A 24,394-nucleotide genomic window follows, 5' to 3' on the forward strand; every position below is an offset into this window, starting at 1 on the left:
GCCCACACCACCTGGACCTGGGCCTATGGAACGCGAGATTCGGGTGTTTTTGAGGACGCTATCGCTGGCAAGCCAGCTTCCACAGGATTGGTGGCAGCCGCAGAACCTGGCTTGCCAGCGACGGCGCTTGGGCCGGGGTGCGAGCTTCATCAAGCGCTTAGCCCGTTTCTCCAGCCCATAAAAAAACCGCCGCGCTCCGGAAACCCGGACCGCGGCGGTTCTTCATCAACAGCGAAACAGCGACGAACCCTTAGACCGCCAGGGCGCGCTCACGCAGTTCGATGTTGAGGATGCGATCGTTCTCGCTGTAGTCGACCGGGCAGTCGATCACGTGCACGCCCGGGGTCTTGATGCAGTGCTCCAGCAGCGGCAGCAGGCCTTCGGCGCTTTCCACGCGGTGGCCGTTGGCACCGTAGGCTTCGGCGTATTTGACGAAGTCCGGGTTGCCGTAGTCCAGGCCGAAATCGGTGAAGCCCATGTTGGCCTGCTTCCAGCGGATCATGCCGTAGCCGTCGTCACGCAGGATCACCACGGTGACGTGCATGCCCAGGCGTACCGCGGTTTCCAGTTCCTGGCTGTTCATCATGAAGCCGCCGTCGCCACACACCGCGATCACCGGACGGTCCGGGTACACCAGGTGCGAAGCCATGGCCGACGGCAGGCCGGCGCCCATGGTCGCCAGGGCGTTGTCCAGCAGCACGGTGTTGGGCTTGTGCGCCTTGTAGTTGCGGGCGAACCAGATTTTGTAGATGCCGTTGTCCAGGGCAACGATGCCTTCGGACGGCAGGGCGCGACGGATGTCGGCGACCAGGCGCTGCGGGTAGACCGGGAAGCGGTCGTCGTCCTTGCCTTCGGCGATCTGCAGTTCGTTGGCTTCGCGGATCGCCAGCAGGCGGGTGAAGTCCCAGTGCGAGGTGTCGCCCAGGCCTTCGGCGATCTGCCAGACGGCGTTGGCGATGTCGCCGATCACTTCGATCTGCGGGAAGTACACGGCATCGACTTCGGCGGAGCGGAAGTTGATGTGGATGACCTCGGTGCCGCCACGGACCATGAAGAACGGCGGCTTCTCGATCACGTCGTGGCCGATGTTGATGATCAGGTCGGCCGCTTCCACCGCGCGGTGCACGAAGTCACCGGAGGACAGCGCGGCGTTGCCGAGGAAGCGCGGATCGCGCTCGTCGACCACGCCTTTACCCAGTTGGGTGGTGACGAACGGGATGCCGGTCTGGTCGATCAGTTGCTTGAGGACCTTGGCGGTCATCTTGCGGTTGGCGCCAGCGCCGATGACCAGGATCGGGCTGCGGGCGGTGCGCAGCTTGTCGATCGCGGCGTCGATGGCGACGTGCTCGGCCAGCGGGCGACGGTGCAGGCTCGGCGGGATCGGCATGGCGTCGGTCTGCTCGGCGGCGATGTCTTCCGGCAGTTCCAGGTGCACCGCGCCCGGTTTCTCTTCCTCGGCCAGACGGAAGGCTTCACGCATGCGCGAAGGAATGTTGTCGGCGGAAGCGAGCTGGTGGGTGTACTTGGTGATGGGGTCCATCATTCCGCACACGTCGATGATCTGGAAACGGCCCTGCTTGGATTTCTTGATCGGCTTCTGGCCGGTAATCATCAGCATCGGCATGCCGCCCAGGTAGGCGTAGGCGCCGGCGGTCACCAGGTTGGTCGCGCCAGGGCCGAGGGTCGCCAGGCTGACGCCGGTCTTGCCGGTCAGGCGGCCATAGGTCGCGGCCATGAAGCCCGCGGACTGCTCGTGGCGGGTCAGAACCAGCTTGATCTTCGACTTGCGCAGGGATTCCAGCAGGTCGAGGTTTTCCTCACCGGGAATGCCGAACACATACTCGACACCTTCGTTTTCCAGGCATTGCACAACGACATCGGCGGCCTTGGCCATCTTGCTTGCTACCTCAAGTGGGATTGCACGGGATCAAAACAATCGCTCAGCATGCGAATGCACGACGAACGTAGCCTTGACGCCGGCAACGCTCGATGGAGTCACGCACGAAAGCGGGCGCGATTGTCGCACCTTTTCAGACATGTCGTGCAACACACTCGCCGGTAATCGCACAGATCAGCCGCCAAACACGATCCCGGTCCGCGCCGCCGCATTGCGGATATGTTCCTGCATCGCCTTCTGCGCCGCGCTCGCTGAATGGCGGCTCAGGGCGCGAAGGATCTTGCGGTGTTCCTGCCAGGTCTCCATCGCCCGCTCCGGGCGGATGAACGGCAGCTTCTGGCTCTCGGCGAAGATTGCTTCGCTGGCGGTGACGATGTGCAGCATTGCCCGGTTGCCGCTGGCTTCGAGCAGGCGCCGGTGGAAGGCGAAGTCCAGCTTCGCCGCCGCCTCGAAGTGGCCGGCACGCAATTGCTCGCGCATGGCTTCGACGTTCACCGCAAGTTCATCCAGGTCGTCGGTGGTCAGGGCATTGGCCGCCTGCCCCGCGGCGAAGCCTTCGAGCACATAGCGCAACTGGAACGTGTCCGCCGCGCCGATCTGCTGGGCGAACGGCCAGGAAAACCACGACGATTCCGACGCCTGTTCGCTCTTGGCGCCCTGCACGAACACGCCCTTGCCCGGCTGCACGCTGACCACGCCCAAAGCACTCAGCGACGACAAGGCTTCACGCAATGACGCGCGGCTCACCCCCAGCCGTTCGGCCAGGTCGCGCTGCGAGGGCAAGGCATCGCCGGGCTGGTAGTCGCCCTCGCGGATCAGCCGCTGGATGGCCTGCAAGGCCTGCTCGGGAACGGCACTGCGGGTAGGAATGTCGAGCATGTGTTCAGACCGGTCAGAACGAAGAATGCGCTGTTTTACGTCCTTTTCCCTGTACCACGCAAGTTTGGCCCCATCCTGGCGCAAGCCCGTAAACATTGCCTTTTCTCGGGGCAAAATGCGTTTGCGTGGCGGTCGCCGGCGGGCCAACTGTTCAGACCAGTAATACCGCGCAGAACCGGGCTTCCAGGAAATTTTTCAAGATTTTTCCGCGCATGGCACGCCGGCTGCAATGGGCTCGAAACGATTCAGCCCATTGATCCGCCCCGAGGTACTGACCATGAGTAAACTGCGCACCCTTCTGCTGGCCACCCTCCTCTGCGGCAGCGCCGTCGGCGCCCAGGCCGATGTGCTGGGCGACATCGCCCAGCGCGGCGTCCTGAAAGTCGCCGTACCCCAGGACTTCCCACCGTTCGGCTCGGTCGGCCCCGACCTCAAGCCGCGCGGCCTGGACATCGACACCGCGCAACTGCTGGCCGACAAGCTCGGCGTGAAGCTGGCCCTGACCCCGGTCAACAGCACCAACCGCATCCCCTTCCTCACCACCGGCAAGGTCGACCTGGTGATCTCCAGCCTCGGCAAGAACCCCGAGCGCGAGAAGGTCGTGGACTTCTCCAAACCCTACGCGCCCTTCTACCTCGCCGTGTTCGGCCCGCAAGACAGCAGCGTCGACAACGTCGAGGCACTGGCCGGCAAGACCATCAGCGTCACCCGCGGCGCCATCGAGGATATGGAACTGAGCGCCGTGGCCCCGCAAGGCACCACCATCAAGCGCTTCGAGGACAACAACTCGACCATCGCCGCCTACCTCTCCGGCCAGGTCGACCTGATCGCCAGCGGCAGCGTGGTGATGTCCGCAATCGCCGAGAAGAACCCGAAGAAAGTCCCGGTGCTCAAGGTCAAGCTCAAGGACTCCCCGGTCTACGTCGGCATGGCCAAGGAACAGCCGGCGCTGCTGGAGAAGGTCAACGGCATCCTCGCCGAAGCCGTCGCCGACGGCAGCCTCAACCGCAACGCCGAGAAATGGCTGAAACAGCCGCTGCCCGCCGATTTCCAGTGAGCCCCTGCGCATGGCCTATCAATTCGATTTCGCCGCGGTACTGGCCCAGGGTGACCTGCTGCTCAAGGGCGCGGCGTTCACCCTGGAGCTGACGCTGATTGGCACCGTGTTCGGCGTTGCCCTGGGCATCGTCGGCGCGGCGGTCCGCGCCTGGAACCTGCGACCGTTCAACTGGCTGTTCGCGGTGTATGTGGAACTGATCCGCAACACCCCGTTCATCGTCCAGTTGTTCTTCATCTTCTTCGGCCTGCCGGCCCTCGGCGTGCGCATGAGCGAATGGCAGGCCGCGGTGCTGGCGATGGTGATCAACCTCGGTGCCTATTCCACCGAGATCATCCGCGCCGGCATCCAGGCGATCCCGCGCGGGCAACTGGAAGCGGCGGCGGCCCTGGCCATGAGTCGCTTCGAGACGTTCCGCTACGTGATCCTGCGCCCGGCCCTGGCCAAGGTCTGGCCTGCGCTGTCGAGCCAGGTCGTGATCGTCATGCTCGGCTCGGCGGTGTGTTCGCAGATCGCCACCGAGGAGTTGTCGTTCGCCGCCAACTTCATTCAGTCGCGCAACTTCCGCGCCTTCGAAACCTACCTGCTGACCACCCTGATCTACCTGCTGATGGCCATCGGCGTGCGGCAGTTGCTCAACCTGCTGGGCCGCCGCCTGATCGTGAGGAGAGGCTGATGGATTTCACTCTGTGGGACATCGTGCGCAACCTGCTCACCGGTTTGCAGTGGACCCTGCTGTTGTCGCTGGTGGCCTTTGTCTGTGGCGGCGCGGTCGGGCTGCTGATGCTGGTCGGGCGGATTTCGCAGAACACCACGCTGCGGGTGCTGAGCCGCGGCTATATCGAGCTGTTCCAGGGCACGCCGCTGCTGATGCAACTGTTCATGGTGTTTTTCGGCATCGCCCTGTTCGGCATCGATGTCTCGGCCTGGGTGGCCGCGGCGGTGGCGCTGACCTTGTTCACCAGCGCCTTTCTCGCCGAGATCTGGCGCGGCTGCGTGGAGTCGATTCCCCGTGGCCAGTGGGAAGCCAGTTCGAGCCTGGCGCTGAGCCGTTACGAGCAACTGCGCTATGTGATCCTGCCGCAAGCGCTGCGCATTGGCGTGGCGCCGACCGTGGGCTTCTCGGTGCAGGTGGTCAAGGGCACCGCGGTGACGTCGATCATCGGCTTCACCGAGCTGACCAAGACCGGCGGCATGCTGGCCAACGCCACCTTCGAACCCTTCCTGATCTACGGCCTGGTGTCCCTGGGCTACTTCATTCTGTGTTTTCCACTGTCGCTGGGTGCCCGTTACCTGGAAAGGAGGCTGCATGCCGCTGGTTAGAGTGTCTGCGTTGCACAAGTATTACGGGAACAACCACGTGCTCAAGGGCGTCGACCTGAGCATCGAACAGGGCGAGGTAGTGGCGATCATCGGCCGCAGCGGCTCGGGCAAGAGCACATTGCTGCGTACTTTGAATGGCCTCGAATCGATCAACGACGGGGTGATCGAAGTGGACGGCGAATACCTCGACGCCGCGCGCGCCGACCTGCGTTCGCTGCGGCAGAAAGTCGGGATGATCTTCCAGCAGTTCAACCTGTTCCCGCACCTGAGCGTTGGCGAAAACGTCATGCTCGCGCCGCAACTGGTGAAGAAAACCTCCAACGCCGACGCACGCACGCTGGCGCAACAGATGCTGGACCGCGTCGGCCTGGGCAATCGCTTCGACGCCTACCCCGACCAGTTGTCCGGCGGCCAGCAGCAACGGGTGGCGATCGCCCGGGCGCTGGCGATGTCGCCGAAGGTGCTGCTGTGTGACGAAATCACCTCGGCGCTTGATCCGGAACTGGTCAGCGAAGTGCTCAGCGTGGTGCGTGAACTGGCCCGCGAAGGCATGACCCTGGTGATGGTCACCCACGAAATGCGCTTCGCCCGCGAGGTCGGCGACAAGCTGGTGTTCATGCACCAGGGCAAGGTGCACGAGATGGGCGATCCGAAAGTGCTGTTTGACGCGCCGCAAACGCCGGAGCTGGCGAACTTCATTGGCAGCGTTGCCTGACCTGATATCCCGTGAACGACAACGGGCTTGCCGTATCCGCGACAAGCCCGCTGGAAGAACCGCCGAATGCGCTTACTTGGCGGTCAGCGCCGCGTAGCTGTTCATCAGGTTGCGGTAGTTGGGGATGCGCTGGGACAGCAGGTTGCCCAGGCCCTCGATATCGTTGCGCCAGTCGCGGTGCAGCTCACAGGCCACCGAGAACCAGTTCATCATCTGCGCGCCGGCCGCGGTCATGCGCGCCCAGGCCGCTTGCTGCACGGTTTCGTTGAAGGTGCCGGAAGCGTCGGTCACCACGAACACGTCGAAGCCCTCGGCCAGCGCCGACAGGGTCGGGAACGCCACGCAGACATCAGTCACCACGCCGGCAATGATCAGTTGCTTGCGCCCGGTGGCCTTGATCGCCTGGACGAAATCGTCGTTGTCCCAGGCGTTGATCTGGCCAGGGCGGGCAATGTACGGCGCGTCCGGGAACAGCGCTTTCAGCTCGGGTACCAGCGGGCCGTTGGGGCCCTGTTCGAAGCTGGTGGTGAGGATGGTCGGCAAGCCGAAGAACTTCGCCAGGTCCCCCAGGGCCAGGACGTTGTTCTTGAACTCGTTGGGCGAGAAGTCCTGCACCAGGGAAATCAAACCTGTCTGGTGATCCACCAGCAATACCACGGCATCGTCTTTGTTCAGGCGTTTGTAGTTGGCGCTCATTACATGACTCCCAGGGGTTGAATGACGCGGGATGGCGCGGGCTTGAAGCCCGCGCCGAGGTGAGATCAGAAGGCGAAGCAGGAGCAGCCGAACGCGCCCCAGAAGCCCTGGAAGTCGCTGACCGGCACGTTGGACAGGCGCGCCCGTTCATGGCCGTGGGCATGCACGCCGCACGGGCCGCTGCACTGGTGCACCTGCGCCTGCAACGGCGAGGCCGGACGCCAGTGACCCGGCACCTTGACCACCGGCGACCAGTCCGGCAGCACCGGAATGTCCAGCGGGCCGTGGTTGCGGAAGTCGTCGGCGCCGAACACCACCTTGCCGCCGACCACGGTCAGCACCGACTCGATCCACTTGATGGCTTCTTCATCGACGCTGAAGTAGTCGGCGCTGAGCACTGCGACGTCCGCCAACTGGCCGACCTTGATCTGGCCCTTCTTGCCCTGCTCCGAGGAGAACCAGGCGCTGCCGTGGGTGAACAGCTCCAGCGCGGTGAGGCGCGACAGCCCTTCCTCATGCAAAGCCAGGCCGCCGACGGTGCGACCGCTGACCATCCAGTACAGCGAGGTCCACGGGTTGTAACTGGAAACCCGGGTAGCGTCGGTGCCGGCGCCGACCGGCACGCCTTCGGCAAGCATGCGCTTGATTGGCGGGGTCGCTTCGGCGGCCTTGGCGCCGTAGCGCTCGACGAAGTATTCGCCCTGGAACGCCATGCGGTCCTGGATCGCGATGCCGCCGCCCAGCGCCCGCACCCGCTCGATATTGCGCGGGGTGATGGTTTCGGCGTGGTCGAAGAACCACGGCAAGCCGTTGAACGGAATGTCGCGGTTGACCTTCTCGAACACATCGAGCATGCGGCTGATGGATTCGTCATAAGTGGCGTGCAGGCGGAACGGCCAGCGCTGCTCAACCAGGTGGCGCACCACCGGTTCAAGGTCCTGCTCCATGCTCGGCGCCAGGTCCGGGCGCGGTTCGAGGAAGTCCTCGAAGTCGGCAGCGGAGAACACCAGCATCTCGCCGGCGCCATTGTGGCGCAGCATGTCGTCGCCCTGGTGCAGCTTGACGCTGCTGGTCCAGTTCTTGAAATCGGCCAGTTCGTCCTTGGGTTTCTGAGTGAACAGGTTGTAGGCGATGCGCACCGTCAACTGGTCTTGTTTGGCCAGTTGCTCGATCACCTCGTAGTCGTCAGGGTAATTCTGGAAACCGCCGCCGGCATCGATGGCGCTGGTCAGGCCGAGGCGGTTGAGTTCACGCATGAACTGGCGGGTCGAGTTGACCTGATATTCCAACGGCAGCTTCGGCCCCTTGGACAGGGTCGAGTAGAGAATCATCGCGTTGGGCCGCGCCACCAGCATGCCGGTGGGCTCGCCCTTGCTGTCGCGGACAATCTCGCCGCCCGGCGGGTTGGGCGTGTCGCGGGTGTAGCCGGCGACACGCAACGCGGCGCGGTTGAGCAAGGCGCGGTCATACAGGTGAAGGACGAACACCGGGGTGTCGGGCGCGGCCTGGTTCAGCTCTTCCAGGGTCGGCATGCGTTTTTCGGCGAACTGGAATTCGTTCCAGCCACCGACCACCCGCACCCATTGCGGGGTCGGGGTGCGCTCGGCCTGGTCCTTGAGCATGCGCAGGGCGTCGGCCAGCGACGGCACGCCTTCCCAGCGCAGTTCGAGGTTGTAGTTGAGGCCGCCACGGATCAGGTGCAGGTGCGAGTCGTTGAGGCCGGGGATCACGCAGCGGCCCTTGAGGTCGATGACCTGGGTGCCGGTGCTGCGCGCGGCCATGGCCTGGGCATCGCTGCCCACGGCGATGAAACGCCCGTCCTTGATCGCGACTGCGGTGGCTTGCGGATTTTCCCGGTCCACGGTGTGGAACTGGCCGTTGAACAGAATCAGGTCGGCATTCATTGCAGGTCCTTGGTCAGAAGTGAGTGAGGCGAAGGACAACCGCGGCAGCAGCGTCGCGGCGGCGGTCAGGAGAGAGCCGGCGGCCAGCAGGCGGCGGCGGGCCGGGTCGGTGTGGTCATCGCGGTCAGTCATGGCCGCACTCCTCGTCACCGTCGGTCGCGACGGTGTGGCGTTCACCGGGCCGCACTGCGGATGATTCAGTCATGTCGGACTCCCCTGGCGCTTGATCCCGTTGATTCTTGGGCGTGAGGCGATCATGGACGAGTTAATCGTTGTTAATTATTCCCCTGCGCGGCGTAGTGTTTTTCCCCCGACTGCGGGCAGGCGCCCGCAAACAGGGCCTGCACCGTGCAGAGCTGTACAAGCGTAGACCGCGTACCGAGGCGCACCGGCGACGCCGCCATTGCGTTGCTGCCCGAACCTGCCCAACATGCGCCAAAGCCACGCGGCAGAGCCCTTTCGGGGCCGCCGCCGGTAGTCGGAACAGCGTCAGGAGCACGATGTGAGCAACAACAGCGAACAGGCCATTCAGTTCGGCCCTTACCGGGTGTTTCCCGGCCAGCGCCTGATCGTCGAGAACGAACGGCCGTTGCGCCTCGGCCGGCGCGCCATGGACATCCTCCTCGCGCTGCTGGCGCGGCCCGGCGAAGTGCTGGGCAAACAGCAACTGATGGCGCTGGTCTGGCCCGACACGGTAGTCGAGGACATCAGCCTGCGCGTGCACATCGCCGCCTTGCGCAAGGCCCTCGGCGACGGCCAGGGCGGGCAGCGCTACATCGTCACCGTGGCCCAGCGCGGCTACAGCTTCGTCGCGCCGCTGACGCTAAAGACCCCGCCGCCGCTGTCGCCCGACCGGGTCAACGCCGCGCACAACCTGCCCCTGCGGCGCACTCGGCCAATCGGCCGCCAGGTGCTGGTCAATCAACTGCTCGATCAACTGTCGCAGCAACGCCTGCTGACCCTCGCCGGCCCCGGTGGCATCGGCAAGACCACCGTGGCGCTGCGGGTCGCCGAGCAACTGCTCGGGCACTACCGCGACGGCGTTCGCCTGCTCGACCTGAGCCCGCTGAGCAGCCCGTCGATGATCGTCAGCAACCTCGCCGGCGTATTCGGTCTGGCCCTGCCCGACCAGGCGCCGCTGGACGCCCTGTGCAATTACCTGAGCGAACGTCAGGTGCTGCTGGTGATCGACAACGCCGAGCATCTGGTGGACTCGGTCGCCAGCCTTTGCGAACACCTGCTGCGCTGCGCCCCGCGCTTGCAGATCCTGGTGACCAGCCGCGAGAGCCTGCGTGCCGAAGGTGAATGGCTGCAGCGCCTCGACGCGCTGGAATGCCCGCCGGCCGACGCCCTGCTCGACCCCGCCGAAGCGCTGCGCTACAGCGCCGTGCAACTGTTCGTCGAACGGGCCATCGCCAGCCAGGACAGCTTCGAACTCGACACCACCAACCTGACCACGGTGCTCGCTATCTGCCGTCAGCTCGACGGCATTCCGCTGGCCCTGGAACTGGCCGCGGCGCAACTGGCGACCCTCGACCTCGACGGTCTGCTCGGCGATCTGCGCAAACACCTGGCCCAGCCGCAGATTGACGCGGCCCCGCAGCACCTGCTCGGCGCCACGCTGGACTGGAGCTTTCAGTTGCTCAACGACAGCGAGCGCACCTGCCTGCGCCGGCTCAGCGTGTTTCGCGGCGGCTTCACCCTGGCCTCGGCGCTGGCCCTGGTCACCGACGAACGCCTCGGCCGCGAGCAGGTGCTGGATGCGCTGAGCCAGTTGGTGACCAAGTCGCTGCTCAATGTCGATGTCGGTGATGAAGAGGTGTTCTACCGCCTGCTCGACACCACCCGCAGCTACGCCATGGCCAGGTTGCAACAGGCCGGCGAGTTGCCGGCGGCGCTCAAGCGCCATGCCGAGCGCTATCTGGTGATCATGCAGCAGGCCGAACGCGAGTGGCCGCAGACCAGCGCCGAGCAGTGGCTGGAGCGCTATTCGCGGGCCCTCGACGATCTGCGCGCGGCGCTGGAATGGGGTTTCGCCAGCAGCGACGCGGGCCTGCTCGGCGCCCGGCTGACCGCCGCGTCGGCACCGTTGTGGCAGGAACTGTCGCTGCTCTCGGAGCATGGCCGGCATATCCGCAAGGCGCTGTTGCACCTGGACGCCGACGCCCATCCCGCCGCACACCTGCACATCAACCTCAAGCTGGCGATGGGCACCTTCAGCTACCACGACCATGGCGGCAACCAGGAAACCCTCGACGCCTTCGGCAGCGCCCGCGAACTCGCCGAGCGCCACGGCGACATGCCCGGCCAGTTGCGGGCGATCTCCGGGCATATGGCGGTCAACCTGAGCCGGGGCGAATACCAGCAAGCGCTGCACCTGAGCCGCGACTTCGACCAGCGCGGCCTCAGCCACGACCCGCAACTGGCCCTCAGCGCCCAGCGCCTGCGCGGGCTTGGCCTGCACTTCAGCGGCGATCAGGCCGGCGCCCGCACCGAGGCCGCCGACGCGCTGCAACGCATGGCCCACAGCGGCCGCCTCAACCGCTTCACCCAAGGTTTCGGTGTGCAATATGACCAGAGCGTCGCCGCCCTCACCCTGCTGGCGCGCATTCTCTGGCTGCAGGGGCTGGCGGAACAGGCCGCGTGCACCGCCGAGCAGGCGCTGGACCTGGCGCGCCAGATCAACCATGGCACCACGCTGTGCTACACCCTCGCCCTCAGCGGCTGCGTCATTCCCTGGTACAACGGCGACGCGGAACAAGCCCGGGAGCGCGTGGCGCTGCTTCGCGAGCAGTCCATCCGCCATTCCGTGGGTCTATTCCAGGACTGGGCCGAGCACTACGCCCGGGCACTCGATGGCGAACCCGGCAAGCCGGCCACCGGCTTGATCGGCGACCTGCTGGCGACGCAGCTGCCAGGGCGGGTCGATACCGCGCTGCTGGAAAGAGCACACAACGGCGACGCCGGCTGGGCCGGCCCTGCCCTGCTCTGCTCACGGGCCGAGCAGCTTATGGTGGCGGGCGCGAATGCTCGTCAGGAAGCCGAAGTCCTGTTGCTCAAGGCCCTCGGCATCGCCCGCAAACAACAGGCGCTGGCCTGGGAACTGCGCAGCGCCAGCGCCCTGGCGCAGCTCTGGCTGGAAGACGGCCGACCGCTGCCCGCCCGGCAGTTACTGGCGCCGGTGCTTGCCCGTTTCAGCGAAGGGTTCGCCACGCCGCAGGTGCTGCGGGCGCGCCAGTTGCTGGAGCAACTGCCCGCCCGTGAACAACCACGCAGCCGCTACGAAAGCACTCAGGCCGGCTGAAGCAGCGCGCCGTCCTCGACGCTCTGGCGCAAGTACCAACCGGTGCTGTTCAGCACCCGGTAACGCAGCGGCGCGTAATGCACCGCCAGCAGCGATTTGGCGGCCAGTCGCTCCACCGCCCGCACGGCGGGCAGCGGGCCGATGCCGTCGGCGGCGACATGGGCGACCGCCTGTTCCAGGCTGAATGGCCGGCTCAGTTGCGCGAGGCTGCGCAAGACCTGCTGCTCGATCGCCGGCAGGCGCTGGAAACTCCAGTCCAGCGCCGCCTTCAGCGATTGATGCCGGGCCTGGGCGGTGCGCCGTCCCCGATTGAGCACCTGCAGACCTTCACTCAACTGCGCACGCAAGCCGACCAGGGCGAACACATCGATCTGCGCCGCCGCCAGCTCCAACGCCAGCGGCAACCCGTCGAGCTGCCGGCAGATTTCCCAGACCGCCTTGAGGTCCTGCGGGCGCAGGACGAAATCCGCCTGCCGGGCCTGGGCGCACCTGACGAACAAGCGCACCGCGGCATAGCTCATGAACTGCTCCACGCTGTGCGCGTCGCTGCTGGGCGGGACCGCCAGCGGTGCCACGGGTAACAGGGTTTCACCGCGAATGCGCAACGGCTCGCGACTGACCGCCAGAATCGTCACCCCCGGCGCCAGCGCCAGCAGCGCTTCGGCCAGCCGGCGACTGCCCTGCGGCATCGCCTCGCAGTGATCCAGCACCAGCAGCAGTTGCCGATTCAATAGGTAGCCCGGTAAACCCGCCAGCGGACACTCGTCACAAGGCGCCAGGCCCTGATCACGCAGCAGGCCGGTGACCGCCTCGCGTGGGCATTGCGCCTCGGCGAAGTCGATCAGCCAGGCACCGTCGCGCCAACGCGGCGTCTGCGTTTCGGCGGCGCTCAGGGCCAGGGCGCTCTTGCCCACGCCGACCGGGCCACTGAGCGTCACCAGCCGGCGTTGCGACAGCAACAGGCCGAGCGCCGCCAACTCCTCATCGCGTCCGATGATCCGGCTCAGGCGGGTTGGCAGGTTGTGGGTCGTCGCAGATGCGGATGCGGCAACGCCTTCGCGCTGTACCGGCGCGACGAACGCGTAGCCCTGGCCGGGCACGTTGGCGATGAAACGCTGGTCATCGCCCAACACCCGACGCAGCGCGGCGATGTGTACCCGCAGATTGATGTCCTCGACCACCGTGTCCGGCCAGACCCGCGCCAGCAGCGTCGGCTTGTCTACCAGCGAACCGGCCTGTTCCAGCAGCACCAGGAGAATGTCCAGAGCCCGGCCACCGATGGGTAGCCGACGCTCGTCGGCGAGCATCAAGCGCTGTCCCGAGTGCACGGTATAGCGACCGAAGCGCAGCACCTCATCGTTGTTGGAAACCCTGGCGAGTGCGCCCAAACCATCCACCTCCTGCCGCTGAAAGACCTGATAGGGAATAGTGGCAGGGCAAGCTTTCAGGACAACCGTGCGAAGGGGTGCCAGGCGGCCAAAAGAGTGTCGGGGACGGACAACAACGGTGAATCAGGCTCTTCATGCAGAGCCAAGTGGAGCAGCCGCAGCAGCAGGCAGCTAGCACTAGACCATGGCGATCTACCAGTCCTTTAAGCTATCCTGCGCGACCAAATTAATTCAAATTGTAAGGGATTACGATGAAACACCTGCGCCAGCTATTGGCGGCAGTGTTGCTCTGCGCAACCACGTTGCCCGCCATCGCCGCCAGCACTCCCGCGTCTGCGCCAACCGCCAGCGAACAACCGCAGCAGACCGCCGAACAGTGGCTGGCCACGCTCAAGCCACAGCACGGCAACATCACCCTGCCCAGCGGCATCGCCAGCCTGCAACTCAACAACGAGTTCTACTACCTGTCGCCAGACGACACCGAGCGCCTGCTGACCGAAGCCTGGGGCAACCCACGGGGCTTCAAGACCCTCGGCATGATCATCCCGACCGCCGTCAGCCCACTGGCGGCAAACGGCTGGGGCGTGATCATCAGCTACAAGAACGACGGCCACATTTCCGACGATGACGCCGCCAAGATCGACTACGCCGACCTGCTCAAGCAGATGAAGGCCGATGACGAGGAAGACAACAAGGAGCGTCGCAAGGAAGGCTATGCCGGCCTGACACTGCTGGGCTGGGCCGAGCCGCCGAGCTACGACCAGGCTACCCACAAGATGTACTGGGCACGAGAGTTGAAGGCCGACGACGCCGAGCAGACCACGCTGAACTACAGCATCCGCGTGCTGGGCCGCGAAGGCGTGCTGGAACTCAACGCCGTGGCAGCGATGGCTGACCTGCAGACAATCAAGCAGGAAACGCCGAAGATCCTCGCCTTCACCAACTTCACCGACGGCAACCGCTACGCCGACTACGACGCCAAGACCGACAAGCTGGCGCCCTACGGCCTGGCCGCCCTGGTCGCCGGTGGCATCGCCGCCAAGGCGGGTCTGTTCGCCAAGATCGGTGTTGCCTTGTTGGCGTTCAAGAAGTTCATCATCCTCGGCCTGGTGGCCATCGCCGGCGTCCTCGGCAAGCTGTTCAAGCGCAAGCAATCCTGATTCTGGTCTGGCTCAGCCTTGATGGGCGGGTCACCTACAACGAACGTGCCTAAGGAGAGAGTTGCTCGCGATACTCCGCCGGGGTCACGCCCAATCGCTCGCTGAAGACCTGCCGCATATAGCGGACGCTGCCGAATCCGCTGCGGTAGGCGACGGTCTTCAAGAGCAGGTCGCTGCTTTCCAGCAACTCGCGCGCGCGGTCGATGCGGGCGTTCTGCAGGAAGACCATGGGCGTCATGTTCACTTCGCGCAGAAACACCCGGGAGAAATGCCGCGGGCTCATGGCCGCCAGCGCCGCCATGCGCGGGATGCCGAACGGCTCTTCCAGGTGCTCCAGCACATGGTTCTGCACGCGGGTGATTGGGGTTTCTTCCTTGGCCACGGCGCCGGCCAGCGGACTGAAACGCGCCTGGCCGCCCTGGCGTTTCATGACCACCAGCAGCACCTTGGCCACGTCCTGGGCGACTTTCTTGCCGTGATCCTCGGCCACCACCGCCAGCGCCAGGTCGATGCCGGCGGTGACGCCGCCGGAGGTGATCAACTGGCGGTCACGCACGTAGATCTGGTCCGTTTCTACCTGCGCCGTGGGAAAGGCGCGGATCAGGCGTTCGGTGTAGTGCCAATGGGTGGTGACCCGGTAGCCATCCAGCAGCCCGGCATGGCCGAGGATGAACGAGCCGGTGCAGATCGAGCCGTAGCACCGCGAGCGCCCGGCGACGCCTTGCAGCCACAGGCTCAGCGGCGGGCAGATTTCGTTGTAGGCGCCGGGACCGCCAGGCACCAGCAGCAAGTCCCAGCCGGCATCGTCGGGGTCGATGACCCGGTCCGGCAACAGGCTGACGCCATTGGACGCCCGTATCGCCCCCGGCACCGCGCCGAGGGTGGTCAGCCGGTAATGGTCCTCGGCCTTCAGATAGCGGTTGGCGATGGAAAACACTTCCATCGGGCCTGCCATGTCGAGCAGGAGGAAGTCGGGAAACAGCACCATGGCCACATTTTTCATCGAGTCGGGTCACCGCAAGTCCAGGTAAATAACGCGCGGCACATTATTACCGCCCCTACTCCGTGATCGGAATGTCCTGACGCATTGTCCACTTCAACGGGACAGTAATTCCATTTCCAGCTACTTATTGCGCCGCTCAGTAACCATTAATCTTCTCCCATCGAATCGACGGTTGCTCCAGCAGCCGCCACCTCACAAGGAGAACCACCATGCTTACCCTGCGCAAAGCTTCCGATCGTGGCCTGGCCAATCATGGCTGGCTGAAATCGTTCCACACCTTCTCGTTCGCCCAATACCGCAACCCGGACGAGCAAGGCTTCTCCGACCTGCTGGTGATCAACGATGACCGCGTCAGCGCCGGCAAAGGCTTCGGCCAGCACCCGCACCGCGATATGGAGATCTTCTCCTACGTGCTGGAAGGCGCGCTGGAACACAAAGACAGCATGGGCACAGGTTCCGTGATCCGCCCTGGCGATGTGCAACTGATGAGCGCCGGCCGCGGCGTGACCCACAGCGAGTTCAACCATTCGCACGACGAGTCGGTGCACTTCCTGCAAATCTGGATCGTGCCAGCGGTCGGCGGTGCCGAACCGCGTTATCAGCAAGCCAACTTCAGCGCTGAGGACAAACGCGGCCGGCTGAAACTGATCATCTCGCCGGACGGCAAGGACGGCTCGCTGGAAATCCGCCAGGACGCCCGGATCTACGCCGGCCTGTTCGACGCCGATGAAAGCGCCAGCCTCAAGCTGCCCGCCGGTCGCAACGCCTACGTCCATGTGGCCCGCGGCAGTGTCGAGCTCAACGGCGTGGCCTTGCAGGAAGGCGACGGCGTGCGCTTGCGCCAGGAGCAACTGATCGAGCTGAGCCACGGCGTCGATGCCGAAGTGCTGGTGTTCGACCTGCGCCCTCACGAACTGCCGGGCATGGCCTGAACCGCAGCGAGCCCTGAAATCAGGGCTCGTAGCCTTCCACGATAATCACCTCGGCTTTCGCCACTCCCTGGCGAAAGCCGCAGGCTTCCTGATACTGCGCCGAGCGGTAGCACGCCACCGCCTGATCGTAGGATTCGAATTCAATCACCACGCTGCGCTGCGGCGTGGCCCGCCCTTCCATCGCCTCACTGCGCCCGCCACGGGCCAGCAGCTTGCCACCAAACGCGGCGAAGGCCGCCGGGGCGCGCTGGGTATATTGCTGATACTGCTGCGGGTCGGTCACATCGACGTGGGCAATCCAATAGGCCTTCATCGCTCAGGCTCCTCAACGGGGGAAATTCGTATTATGGTATACCATAATTTCCACCGAACCACAGTGAGCGCGCAGCATGGCTTTCAACAGCATCGAAGAGATTCTCGACGACTACCGCCAGGGCAAGATGGTCCTGCTGGTGGACGACGAAGACCGTGAAAACGAAGGCGACCTGCTGATCGCCGCCGAGCGGTGCGACGCCGCCGCCATCAGCTTCATGGCCCGCGAGGCGCGTGGCCTGATCTGCCTGACCTTGAGTGACGAACACTGCCAGCGCCTGGGCCTGGAGCAGATGGTGCCGGCCAATGGCAGTGCCTTCAGCACCGCCTTTACCGTGTCGATCGAAGCGGCGCGCGGCGTCACCACCGGCATTTCCGCCGCCGACCGCGCCTGTACCGTCGCCGCCGCCGTGGCGCCGAATGCCACGGCGGACGACCTCGTCCAGCCGGGCCACATCTTCCCCCTGCGCGCCCGCGAAGGCGGCGTGCTGACCCGCGCCGGCCATACCGAAGCCGGCTGCGACCTGGCGCGGCTGGCCGGCTACTCCCCGGCCTCGGTGATCGTCGAAGTGCTCAACGACGACGGCACCATGGCCCGCCGCCCCGACCTGGAAGTCTTCGCCGCCCGCCACGGCATCAGGATCGGCACCATCGCCGATCTGATCCACTACCGCCTGAGTACCGAGCAGACCGTCAAGCGCATCGGCGAACGCGAGCTGCCGACGGTGCACGGCACCTTCCGCCTGGTGACCTATGAGGACCGTATCGAAGGCGGCGTGCACATGGCGATGGTCATGGGTGACATCCGCCGCGACCAGCCGACGCTGGTGCGGGTGCACGTGATCGACCCGTTGCGCGATCTGGTCGGCGCCGAATATGCCGGGCCGGCCAACTGGACGCTGTGGGCGGCCTTGCAGAAAGTCGCCGCCGAAGGCACCGGCGTGGTCGTGGTGCTGGCCAACCATGAATCGTCCCAGGCCCTGCTGGAACGCGTGCCGCACCTGACCCAGCCGCCTCGGCCGTATCAGCGCGGGCAGTCGAAGACCTATTCGGAAGTGGGCACCGGGGCACAGATTCTGCAGGACCTGGGGGTCGGCAAACTGCGTCACCTGGGGCCGCCGCTGAAATATGCCGGGCTGACCGGGTATGACCTGGAGGTGGTGCAGAGCATTCCGTTCGAGCCGGGGTTGGTGGGCTGACCTTCGGGGCCTGATCGCTGCGGTTCGGCGCCCCGGAGTGATAGCCGGTAACCCCACACCTCTTGCCAAAAGTTTGGAATACCATAATATGATATCCCGTAGACCTTAAAACCTGCAGGCCGGCACCTACAATCACAAACGGCCACTCACACTTTGTAAAAGCTGCTCCCCGAACTGATTGGCGGGCGACAGAAAGCCCGCCTCGAATAACAAAAGCAACGAGGGCGTAACCATGCTGTTTAGCAAACGTGTAACCGCAGTGCTGTCCATCAGCCTGCTGACCCTGGCCTGTCAGGCCACCCAGGCCGCCGACAGCCTGAACTTCGTCAGTTGGGGCGGCACCACCCAGGACGCGCAAAAAGCCGCCTGGGCCGAGCCCTTCAGCAAGAGCAGCAACATCAAGGTCGTGCAGGACGGCCCCACCGACTACGGCAAACTCAAAGCCATGGTCGAAAGCGGCAATGTGCAGTGGGACGTGGTCGACGTCGAAGCCGACTTCGCCCTGCGCGCCGCCAGCGAAGGCCTGCTCGAACCCCTCGATTTCAACACCATCCAGCGTGATCGCATCGACCCGCGCTTCGTTTCCGACCACGGCGTAGGCTCCTTCTTCTTCTCCTTCGTCCTCGGCTACAACGAGGGCAAGCTGGGCGCCAACAAGCCGGTGGACTGGAGCGCGCTGTTCGACACCAAGACCTACCCCGGCAAACGCGCCCTGTACAAATGGCCAAGCCCCGGCGTACTGGAACTGGCCCTGCTGGCGGACGGCGTCCCCGCCGACAAGCTCTATCCACTGGACCTGGACCGCGCCTTCAAGAAACTCGACACCATCAAGAAAGACATCGTCTGGTGGGGCGGCGGCGCGCAGTCGCAGCAACTGCTGGCCTCCGGCGAAGCGACCCTCGGCCAGTTCTGGAACGGCCGCGTCTACGCCCTGCAACAGGACGGCGCGCCAGTGGGCGTGAGCTGGAAGCAAAACCTGGTCATGGCGGACTTCCTCGTGGTGCCCAAAGGCGCCAAGAACAAGGACGCGGCCATGAAGTTCATCGCCAATGCCGCCAGCGCCAAGGGCCAGGCCGAGTTCGCCAACCAGACCGCCTACGCCCCGGTGAACCTGGACAGCGTCAGCCTGCTCAAGCCTGAACTCGCACCGAACCTGCCCACCGCCTACGCTCAAGATCAGGTCACCCTGGATTTCGCCTACTGGGCGAAGAACGGTCCAGCCATCGCGACCCGCTGGAATGAGTGGCTGGTCAAATGAAAGTCGCCATCAACGCCTTGCAAACCGCGTCCGCTGCCGGTGGCGGCGGCGCCAAGGGAGCGGCCATGAACCCCACGCCGTCGCTGCGCCAACGCTGGCGCGGCAGCCGCAACCTGCTGCCGGCCTTGCTGTTTCTCGGATTGTTCTTCTTCGCGCCACTGATCGGCCTGCTGCTGCGCGGCGTGCTGGAACCGGTGCCGGGGCTGGGCAACTACGAGCAACTGTTCGCCAACTCGGCCTACGCCCGGGTGCTGTTCAACACCTTTTCGGTGGCCGGCCTGGTCACCCTGATCAGCGTGTTGCTGGGCTTCCCGCTGGCCTGGGCGATCACCCTGGTGCCGCGTGGCTGGGGCCGCTGGCTGCTGAACATCGTGCTGCTGTCGATGTGGACCAGCCTGCTCGCCCGCACCTATTCCTGGCTGGTGCTGCTGCAGGCCTCGGGGGTGATCAACAAGGCGTTGATGGCAATGGGCATCATCGATGCCCCGCTGGAAATGGTGCATAACCTCACCGGCGTGGTGATCGGCATGAGCTACATCATGATTCCGTTCATCGTCCTGCCGCTGCAGGCGACCATGCAGGCCATCGACCCGATGGTCCTGCAGGCCGGCTCGATCTGCGGCGCGAGCCCGTGGACCAACTTCTTCAAGGTGTTCCTGCCGCTGTGCCGTTCCGGGCTGTTTTCCGGCGCCTTGATGGTGTTCGTGATGTCCCTCGGTTACTACGTGACCCCGGCCCTGCTCGGCGGCGCGCAGAACATGATGCTGCCGGAATTCATCGTTCAGCAGGTGCAGTCGTTCCTCAACTGGGGCCTGGCCAGCGCCGCCGCGGCGCTGCTGATCGCGATCACCCTGGTGCTGTTCTATTTCTACCTGAAGCTGCAACCGGAATCCCCGGTCGGCAACAGCAACGCGAGGTAAGCGACCATGCTCCTGACCCCCAATGCCATGAGCCGGCGCCTGCGTTTCGGGCTCTACACCACCACCGGGCTGATCGCGCTGTTCCTGCTGCTGCCGATCGTGTTCATTGTCCTGCTGTCGTTCGGCTCCTCGCAGTGGCTGGTGTTCCCGCCGCCGGGCTGGACGCTGAAGTGGTACGGCCAGTTCTTTTCCAATGCCGAATGGATGGACGCCGCGTTCGCCAGCCTCAAGGTGGCGCTGCTGACCACGGTGGTCGCCGTGGCCCTGGGCCTGCCCACCGCCTTCGCCCTGGTGCGCGGGCGTTTCCCCGGCCGCGAAATGCTCTACGGCCTGTTCACCCTGCCGATGATCGTGCCGCTGGTGATCATCGCCGTGGCGGTGTACGCGCTGTTCCTGAAACTGGGCTACACCGGCACGCTGTTTTCCTTCGTGGTCAGCCACGTCATCGTCGCCCTGCCGTTCACCATCATTTCCATCATCAACTCGCTGAAGCTGTTCGATCAGTCGATCGAGGACGCCGCGGTGATCTGCGGCGCCTCGCGCCTGCAAGCGATCGTCAAGGTGACCTTCCCCGGAATCCGCCCGGGGATGATCGCCGGCGGCCTGTTCGCCTTCCTGGTCTCGTGGGACGAGGTGGTGCTCAGCGTGATGATGGCCAGCCCGAACCTGCAAACCCTTCCCGTGAAAATGTGGACCACCCTGCGCCAGGACCTGACGCCCGTGATCGCCGTCGCCTCGACGCTGCTGATCGGCCTGTCGGTATTGGTCATGGTGATCGCCGCCGCCCTGCGCCGGCGCAACGAAGTCAGCGCCTGAGCGCCCGGAGAGAACAACCATGAGTGCAGTCATCAACGATGCCGCCCAGGCCAAGACCCTCGTCAGCCTGCGCAACCTGAACAAGCACTACGGCGACTTCGCCGCGGTGGACAACATCAGCCTCGACATCCAGGACGGCGAATTCCTCACCTTCCTCGGCTCCAGCGGCTCGGGCAAGAGCACCACGCTGTCGATGCTGGCAGGTTTCGAGACGCCGAGCAGCGGCGAGATCCTGGTCAACGGCCAGTCGCTGGTCAACGTGCCGCCTCACAAACGCGATATCGGCATGGTGTTCCAGCGTTACTCGCTGTTCCCGCACCTGTCGGTGCGCGACAACATCGCCTTCCCCCTGGCGATCCGCAAGCGCAGCGCCGCCGAGCGTGACAAGCAAGTGGACGCCATGCTCAAGCTGGTGCAACTGGACAAATTCGCCCACCGCCGCCCGGCGCAACTGTCCGGTGGCCAGCAGCAGCGCGTGGCCATCGCCCGGGCGCTGGTGTACGAACCGCGCATCCTGCTGATGGACGAACCCCTCGGCGCGCTGGACAAAAAACTGCGTGAAGACTTGCAGGACGAACTGCGTCAACTGCACCGTCGGCTCGGCATCACCATCGTCTACGTGACCCACGACCAGGAAGAAGCCATGCGCCTGTCCCAGCGCATCGCCATCTTCAGCCACGGCAAGATCGTCGGCCTCGGCACCGGCTACGACCTCTACCAGAACCCGCCGAATGCGTTCGTCGCCTCGTTCCTGGGCAACTCCAACTTCCTCCGGGTGAAGGCTCAGGGCAACGGCGCGGCCAGTTTCGAAGGCCAGCCGGTGGCGATGCGCCTGACCCCGGGCCTGGCGGTAGGCCAGGACGTGCTACTGATGGTCCGCCCGGAAAAAGCCCTGGCCCTGAGCCGCGAACAGGCCGCAACCGAGGCGCTGCCGGCAGGTTGGAACGAAGTCACGGCAAAGGTTGGCGAAGTGCTGTTCCTCGGCGAAAGCCAGACCTGCAGCGTGGTGACTACAGGCGGCACTGCCATGACCGTGAAAGCGCTGTCGGCGGCAGGCATGTCGATGAAACCGGGGGATGAAGTGAAAGTGCGCTGGGCGGTGGCGGATGCCTGTGTGTACACCGAGTGGCAGGAGAGTGATTTGAACAAGGCGGCGGGGGCGCATTGATGCCCTGATCGCTGAACACAAAAATCCCGGCGCATGGCCGGGATTTTTATTGGTTAAAGCAGGCCCAAAGACCTCAGGCTGGCGCCGAAGTCCGGATCAGGTGATCGAATGCCGCCAGCGACGCCTTGGCCCCCTCACCCACCGCAATCACGATCTGCTTGTACGGCACGGTGGTCACGTCACCCGCGGCGAACACGCCCGGCAGGTTGGTCTGGCCACGGGCATCGACGATGATCTCGCCGCGCGGGGTCAGCTCCAGCGTGCCTTTGAGCCAGTCGGTGTTTGGCAGCAAACCGATCTGCACGAAGATCCCCTCCAGCGCCAGGTCGTGCACGGCGTCGGTGGTGCGGTCCTTGTAGCGCAGGCCGTTGACCTTCTGGCCGTCACCGAGCACTTCGGTGGTCAGCGCGCTGGTGATGACCTTGACGTTCGGCAGGCTGTGCAGCTTGCGTTGCAACACGGCGTCGGCACGCAACTGGCTGTCGAACTCGATCAGCGTTACCTGGGCGACGATACCCGCCAGGTCGATGGCCGCTTCCACACCGGAGTTACCACCGCCGATCACCGCCACGCGCTTGCCCTTGAACAGCGGGCCGTCGCAGTGCGGGCAGTAAGCCACGCCACGGCTGCGGTATTCCTTCTCGCCCGGCACGTTCATTTCGCGCCAGCGAGCGCCGGTGGCGAGGATCACGGTCTTGGCTTTCAACGTCGCGCCGCTGGCCATGCGCACTTGATGCAGGCCGCCATCGGTGGCCGGCACCAGAGCGTCGGCGCGCTGCAGGTTCATGATGTCGACATCGTACTGCTTGACGTGTTCTTCCAGCGCCGTGGCCAGTTTCGGCCCTTCGGTTTCCTGCACCGAGATGAAGTTCTCGATCGCCATGGTGTCCAGCACCTGGCCGCCGAAACGCTCGGCGGCGACGCCGGTACGGATGCCTTTGCGCGCGGCATAGATAGCCGCCGCGGCACCGGCCGGACCACCGCCGATCACCAGCACGTCGAAGGCGTCCTTGGCATTGAGCTTCTCGGCCTGACGCGCATCGGAGCCGGTGTCGAGCTTGGCGACGATCTCTTCAAGGCCCATGCGGCCCTGACCGAAGACTTCGCCGTTGAGATAAACGCTCGGCACCGCCATCACCTGGCGCAACTCGACTTCCGCCTGGAACAGCGCGCCGTCGATCGCCACGTGGCGCACGTTGGGGTTGAGCACCGCCATCAGGTTCAGCGCCTGGACCACATCCGGGCAGTTCTGGCAGGACAACGAGAAGTAGGTTTCGAAATTGAATTCGCCTTCCAGCCCGGCGATCTGCTCGATCAGCTCGGCGCTGGCCTTGGAGGGATGGCCGCCGACTTGCAGCAGCGCCAGTACCAACGAGGTGAATTCGTGGCCCATGGGGATGCCGGCGAAACGCAGGCTGATCTCACCGCCAGGGCGATTGAGCGAGAACGACGGGCGACGGGCGTCGGTGCCGTCCTCGCGCAGGGTAATGAGGTTCGACAGGCTGGCGACTTCGCTCAGCAGGTCGTGGAGTTCGCGGGACTTCGCGCCGTCATCGAGGGAGGCGACGATCTCGATCGGCTGAGTGACCCGTTCCAGGTAGGCTTTCAACTGAGTTTTAAGCGTGGCGTCCAACATACGGGCGATTCCTTTTCAAACGGTAGAAATAACAACGCCCGGGCGAAAGCGCCCGGGCGTTTTGCGGGGCGGTACAGCGACTAGGTGCGGAGGACCGCCCTCGGCTTTTTCACGGTCTTAGATCTTGCCGACCAGGTCCAGCGATGGTGCCAGGGTGGCTTCGCCTTCTTTCCACTTGGCCGGGCAGACTTCGCCTGGGTGAGCGGCGACGTATTGGGCAGCCTTGACTTTGCGCAGCAGCTCGCTGGCGTCACGGCCCACACCACCGTCGTTCAGTTCGACGATCTTGATCTGGCCTTCTGGGTTGATGACGAAGGTGCCACGGTCAGCCAGACCGGCTTCTTCGATCAGCACGTCGAAGTTGCGCGAGATGACGTGGGTCGGGTCACCGATCAGCGGGTACTGGATCTTGCTGATGGTGTCCGAGGTGTCGTGCCAGGCTTTGTGGGTGAAGTGGGTGTCGGTGGACACGCCGTAGATCTCGACGCCCAGTTTCTGGAACTCGGCGTAGTTGTCGGCCAGGTCACCCAGCTCGGTCGGGCAGACGAAAGTGAAGTCGGCTGGGTAGAAGAACACAACGGACCATTTGCCTTTCAGATCCGCTTCGGAGACCTGAACGAAGTTGCCGTTGTGGTAAGCAGTTGCGTTGAACGGTTTAACCTGGCTGTTGATGATAGGCATCGGATGTTTCTCCTTCAGGGTTTGTAAAAACTTGATGGACAGATCCTAGCCAATAGACCCGGTTAATGCTCATTGGCAAAAGTCATGCTGGCGATTGGTTTTGGCTATAACAGGTGGGTATTAATAGAAGGGATTGGTTCATCGCG

21 protein-coding genes are annotated in these 24,394 nt (G+C 64.7%); 12 read left to right on the top strand and 9 right to left on the bottom strand.

Going from position 1 to position 24,394, the window contains the following annotated elements; all coding sequences use genetic code 11:
- Positions 1-250: 250 nt before the first annotated feature.
- Together CKW37_RS02055 and CKW37_RS02060 are read right to left on the bottom strand one after the other, a co-directional pair.
- Entirely contained in the window at positions 251-1,894 is a 1,644-nt protein-coding gene (locus tag CKW37_RS02055; RefSeq protein ID WP_095153765.1) for an acetolactate synthase large subunit, read from the bottom strand.
- Positions 1,895-2,071: 177 nt separating this feature from the next.
- The gene (locus CKW37_RS02060; protein ID WP_095153766.1) at positions 2,072-2,776 is read right to left on the bottom strand and encodes a FadR/GntR family transcriptional regulator; all 705 of its coding nucleotides are present in this window, start codon (positions 2,774-2,776) and stop codon (positions 2,072-2,074) included.
- A 277-nt stretch (positions 2,777-3,053) separates the two neighbouring features.
- On the opposite strand from CKW37_RS02060, the gene CKW37_RS02065 reads away from it, so the two are divergent.
- The 4 genes from CKW37_RS02065 to CKW37_RS02080 are packed head-to-tail and all read left to right on the top strand — an operon-like array spanning position 3,054 to position 5,871.
- Positions 3,054-3,833 carry a transporter substrate-binding domain-containing protein gene (locus CKW37_RS02065; RefSeq protein WP_095153847.1) on the top strand — a complete coding sequence of 260 codons (780 nt, stop codon included), beginning with the start codon at positions 3,054-3,056 and terminating at the stop codon, positions 3,831-3,833.
- A gap of 10 nt (positions 3,834-3,843) precedes the next feature.
- Positions 3,844-4,509: an amino acid ABC transporter permease gene (locus tag CKW37_RS02070; protein WP_095153767.1), complete on the top strand. Its 666-nt coding sequence runs from the start codon at positions 3,844-3,846 to the stop codon at positions 4,507-4,509.
- Positions 4,506-5,156, top strand: coding sequence for an amino acid ABC transporter permease (locus tag CKW37_RS02075; RefSeq protein WP_177454391.1), 651 nt, complete (start codon positions 4,506-4,508; stop codon positions 5,154-5,156). Before CKW37_RS02070 ends, CKW37_RS02075 begins: the two co-directional genes overlap by 4 nt.
- Positions 5,143-5,871 carry an amino acid ABC transporter ATP-binding protein gene (locus CKW37_RS02080; protein ID WP_095153769.1) on the top strand — a complete coding sequence of 243 codons (729 nt, stop codon included), beginning with the start codon at positions 5,143-5,145 and terminating at the stop codon, positions 5,869-5,871. Before CKW37_RS02075 ends, CKW37_RS02080 begins: the two co-directional genes overlap by 14 nt.
- Positions 5,872-5,943: 72 nt before the next feature.
- Here the strand turns inward: CKW37_RS02080 and ycaC are convergent, their stop codons facing one another.
- Complete coding sequence (ycaC, locus tag CKW37_RS02085; RefSeq protein WP_095153770.1) at positions 5,944-6,567, bottom strand: isochorismate family cysteine hydrolase YcaC; 624 nt, start codon at positions 6,565-6,567, stop codon at positions 5,944-5,946.
- Positions 6,568-6,632: 65 nt separating this feature from the next.
- Entirely contained in the window at positions 6,633-8,471 is a 1,839-nt protein-coding gene (locus CKW37_RS02090) for an amidohydrolase (RefSeq protein WP_095153848.1), read from the bottom strand.
- Positions 8,472-8,973: 502 nt separating this feature from the next.
- On the opposite strand from CKW37_RS02090, the gene CKW37_RS02095 reads away from it, so the two are divergent.
- Positions 8,974-11,775 (top strand): winged helix-turn-helix domain-containing protein, encoded by a 2,802-nt coding sequence (locus tag CKW37_RS02095; RefSeq protein ID WP_095153771.1) that lies wholly within the window; start codon positions 8,974-8,976, stop codon positions 11,773-11,775.
- Here CKW37_RS02095 and CKW37_RS02100 read toward each other — a convergent pair.
- Positions 11,763-13,163, bottom strand: a complete 1,401-nt coding sequence (locus tag CKW37_RS02100; RefSeq protein ID WP_095153772.1) for a winged helix-turn-helix domain-containing protein — start codon at positions 13,161-13,163, stop codon at positions 11,763-11,765. The genes CKW37_RS02095 and CKW37_RS02100 overlap by 13 nt on opposite strands.
- Positions 13,164-13,414: 251 nt before the next feature.
- Here CKW37_RS02100 and CKW37_RS02105 point away from each other — a divergent pair, with 251 nt between their 5' ends.
- Positions 13,415-14,323, top strand: a complete 909-nt coding sequence (locus CKW37_RS02105) for a DUF2167 domain-containing protein (RefSeq protein ID WP_095153773.1) — start codon at positions 13,415-13,417, stop codon at positions 14,321-14,323.
- A 49-nt stretch (positions 14,324-14,372) separates the two neighbouring features.
- On the opposite strand, the gene CKW37_RS02110 is transcribed toward CKW37_RS02105, so the two are convergent.
- A complete protein-coding gene (locus CKW37_RS02110; RefSeq protein ID WP_095153774.1) occupies positions 14,373-15,326 on the bottom strand; it encodes a GlxA family transcriptional regulator in 954 nt (317 codons plus the stop codon).
- A gap of 209 nt (positions 15,327-15,535) precedes the next feature.
- Here CKW37_RS02110 and CKW37_RS02115 point away from each other — a divergent pair, with 209 nt between their 5' ends.
- Positions 15,536-16,258, top strand: a complete 723-nt coding sequence (locus tag CKW37_RS02115) for a pirin family protein (protein ID WP_095153775.1) — start codon at positions 15,536-15,538, stop codon at positions 16,256-16,258.
- Positions 16,259-16,277: 19 nt separating this feature from the next.
- Here the strand turns inward: CKW37_RS02115 and CKW37_RS02120 are convergent, their stop codons facing one another.
- The gene (locus CKW37_RS02120) at positions 16,278-16,571 is read right to left on the bottom strand and encodes a DUF1330 domain-containing protein (RefSeq protein ID WP_095153776.1); all 294 of its coding nucleotides are present in this window, start codon (positions 16,569-16,571) and stop codon (positions 16,278-16,280) included.
- 76 nt (positions 16,572-16,647) lie between these two features.
- On the opposite strand from CKW37_RS02120, the gene ribBA reads away from it, so the two are divergent.
- From ribBA to CKW37_RS02145, 5 genes are all read left to right on the top strand, one after another.
- Complete coding sequence (gene ribBA / locus CKW37_RS02125; RefSeq protein WP_095153777.1) at positions 16,648-17,769, top strand: bifunctional 3,4-dihydroxy-2-butanone-4-phosphate synthase/GTP cyclohydrolase II; 1,122 nt, start codon at positions 16,648-16,650, stop codon at positions 17,767-17,769.
- 232 nt (positions 17,770-18,001) lie between these two features.
- Entirely contained in the window at positions 18,002-19,027 is a 1,026-nt protein-coding gene (locus tag CKW37_RS02130) for an ABC transporter substrate-binding protein (protein ID WP_095153778.1), read from the top strand.
- Positions 19,024-19,947 (top strand): ABC transporter permease, encoded by a 924-nt coding sequence (locus tag CKW37_RS02135; RefSeq protein WP_095153779.1) that lies wholly within the window; start codon positions 19,024-19,026, stop codon positions 19,945-19,947. Before CKW37_RS02130 ends, CKW37_RS02135 begins: the two co-directional genes overlap by 4 nt.
- A 6-nt stretch (positions 19,948-19,953) precedes the next feature.
- Positions 19,954-20,763 (top strand): ABC transporter permease, encoded by an 810-nt coding sequence (locus CKW37_RS02140; RefSeq protein ID WP_095153780.1) that lies wholly within the window; start codon positions 19,954-19,956, stop codon positions 20,761-20,763.
- A gap of 19 nt (positions 20,764-20,782) precedes the next feature.
- Complete coding sequence (locus CKW37_RS02145) at positions 20,783-21,931, top strand: ABC transporter ATP-binding protein (protein ID WP_095153781.1); 1,149 nt, start codon at positions 20,783-20,785, stop codon at positions 21,929-21,931.
- A gap of 73 nt (positions 21,932-22,004) precedes the next feature.
- Here CKW37_RS02145 and ahpF read toward each other — a convergent pair whose 3' ends face one another.
- Both ahpF and ahpC read right to left on the bottom strand, forming a co-directional pair.
- A complete protein-coding gene (ahpF, locus tag CKW37_RS02150) occupies positions 22,005-23,567 on the bottom strand; it encodes an alkyl hydroperoxide reductase subunit F (RefSeq protein WP_095153782.1) in 1,563 nt (520 codons plus the stop codon).
- Positions 23,568-23,684: 117 nt separating this feature from the next.
- Positions 23,685-24,248, bottom strand: a complete 564-nt coding sequence (ahpC, locus tag CKW37_RS02155) for an alkyl hydroperoxide reductase subunit C (RefSeq protein WP_095153783.1) — start codon at positions 24,246-24,248, stop codon at positions 23,685-23,687.
- Positions 24,249-24,394 lie beyond the last annotated feature (146 nt).

The sequence above is a fragment of the Pseudomonas sp. Irchel 3E13 genome (genome assembly GCF_900187455.1).
Taxonomy (GTDB): Bacteria; Pseudomonadota; Gammaproteobacteria; order Pseudomonadales; family Pseudomonadaceae; genus Aquipseudomonas.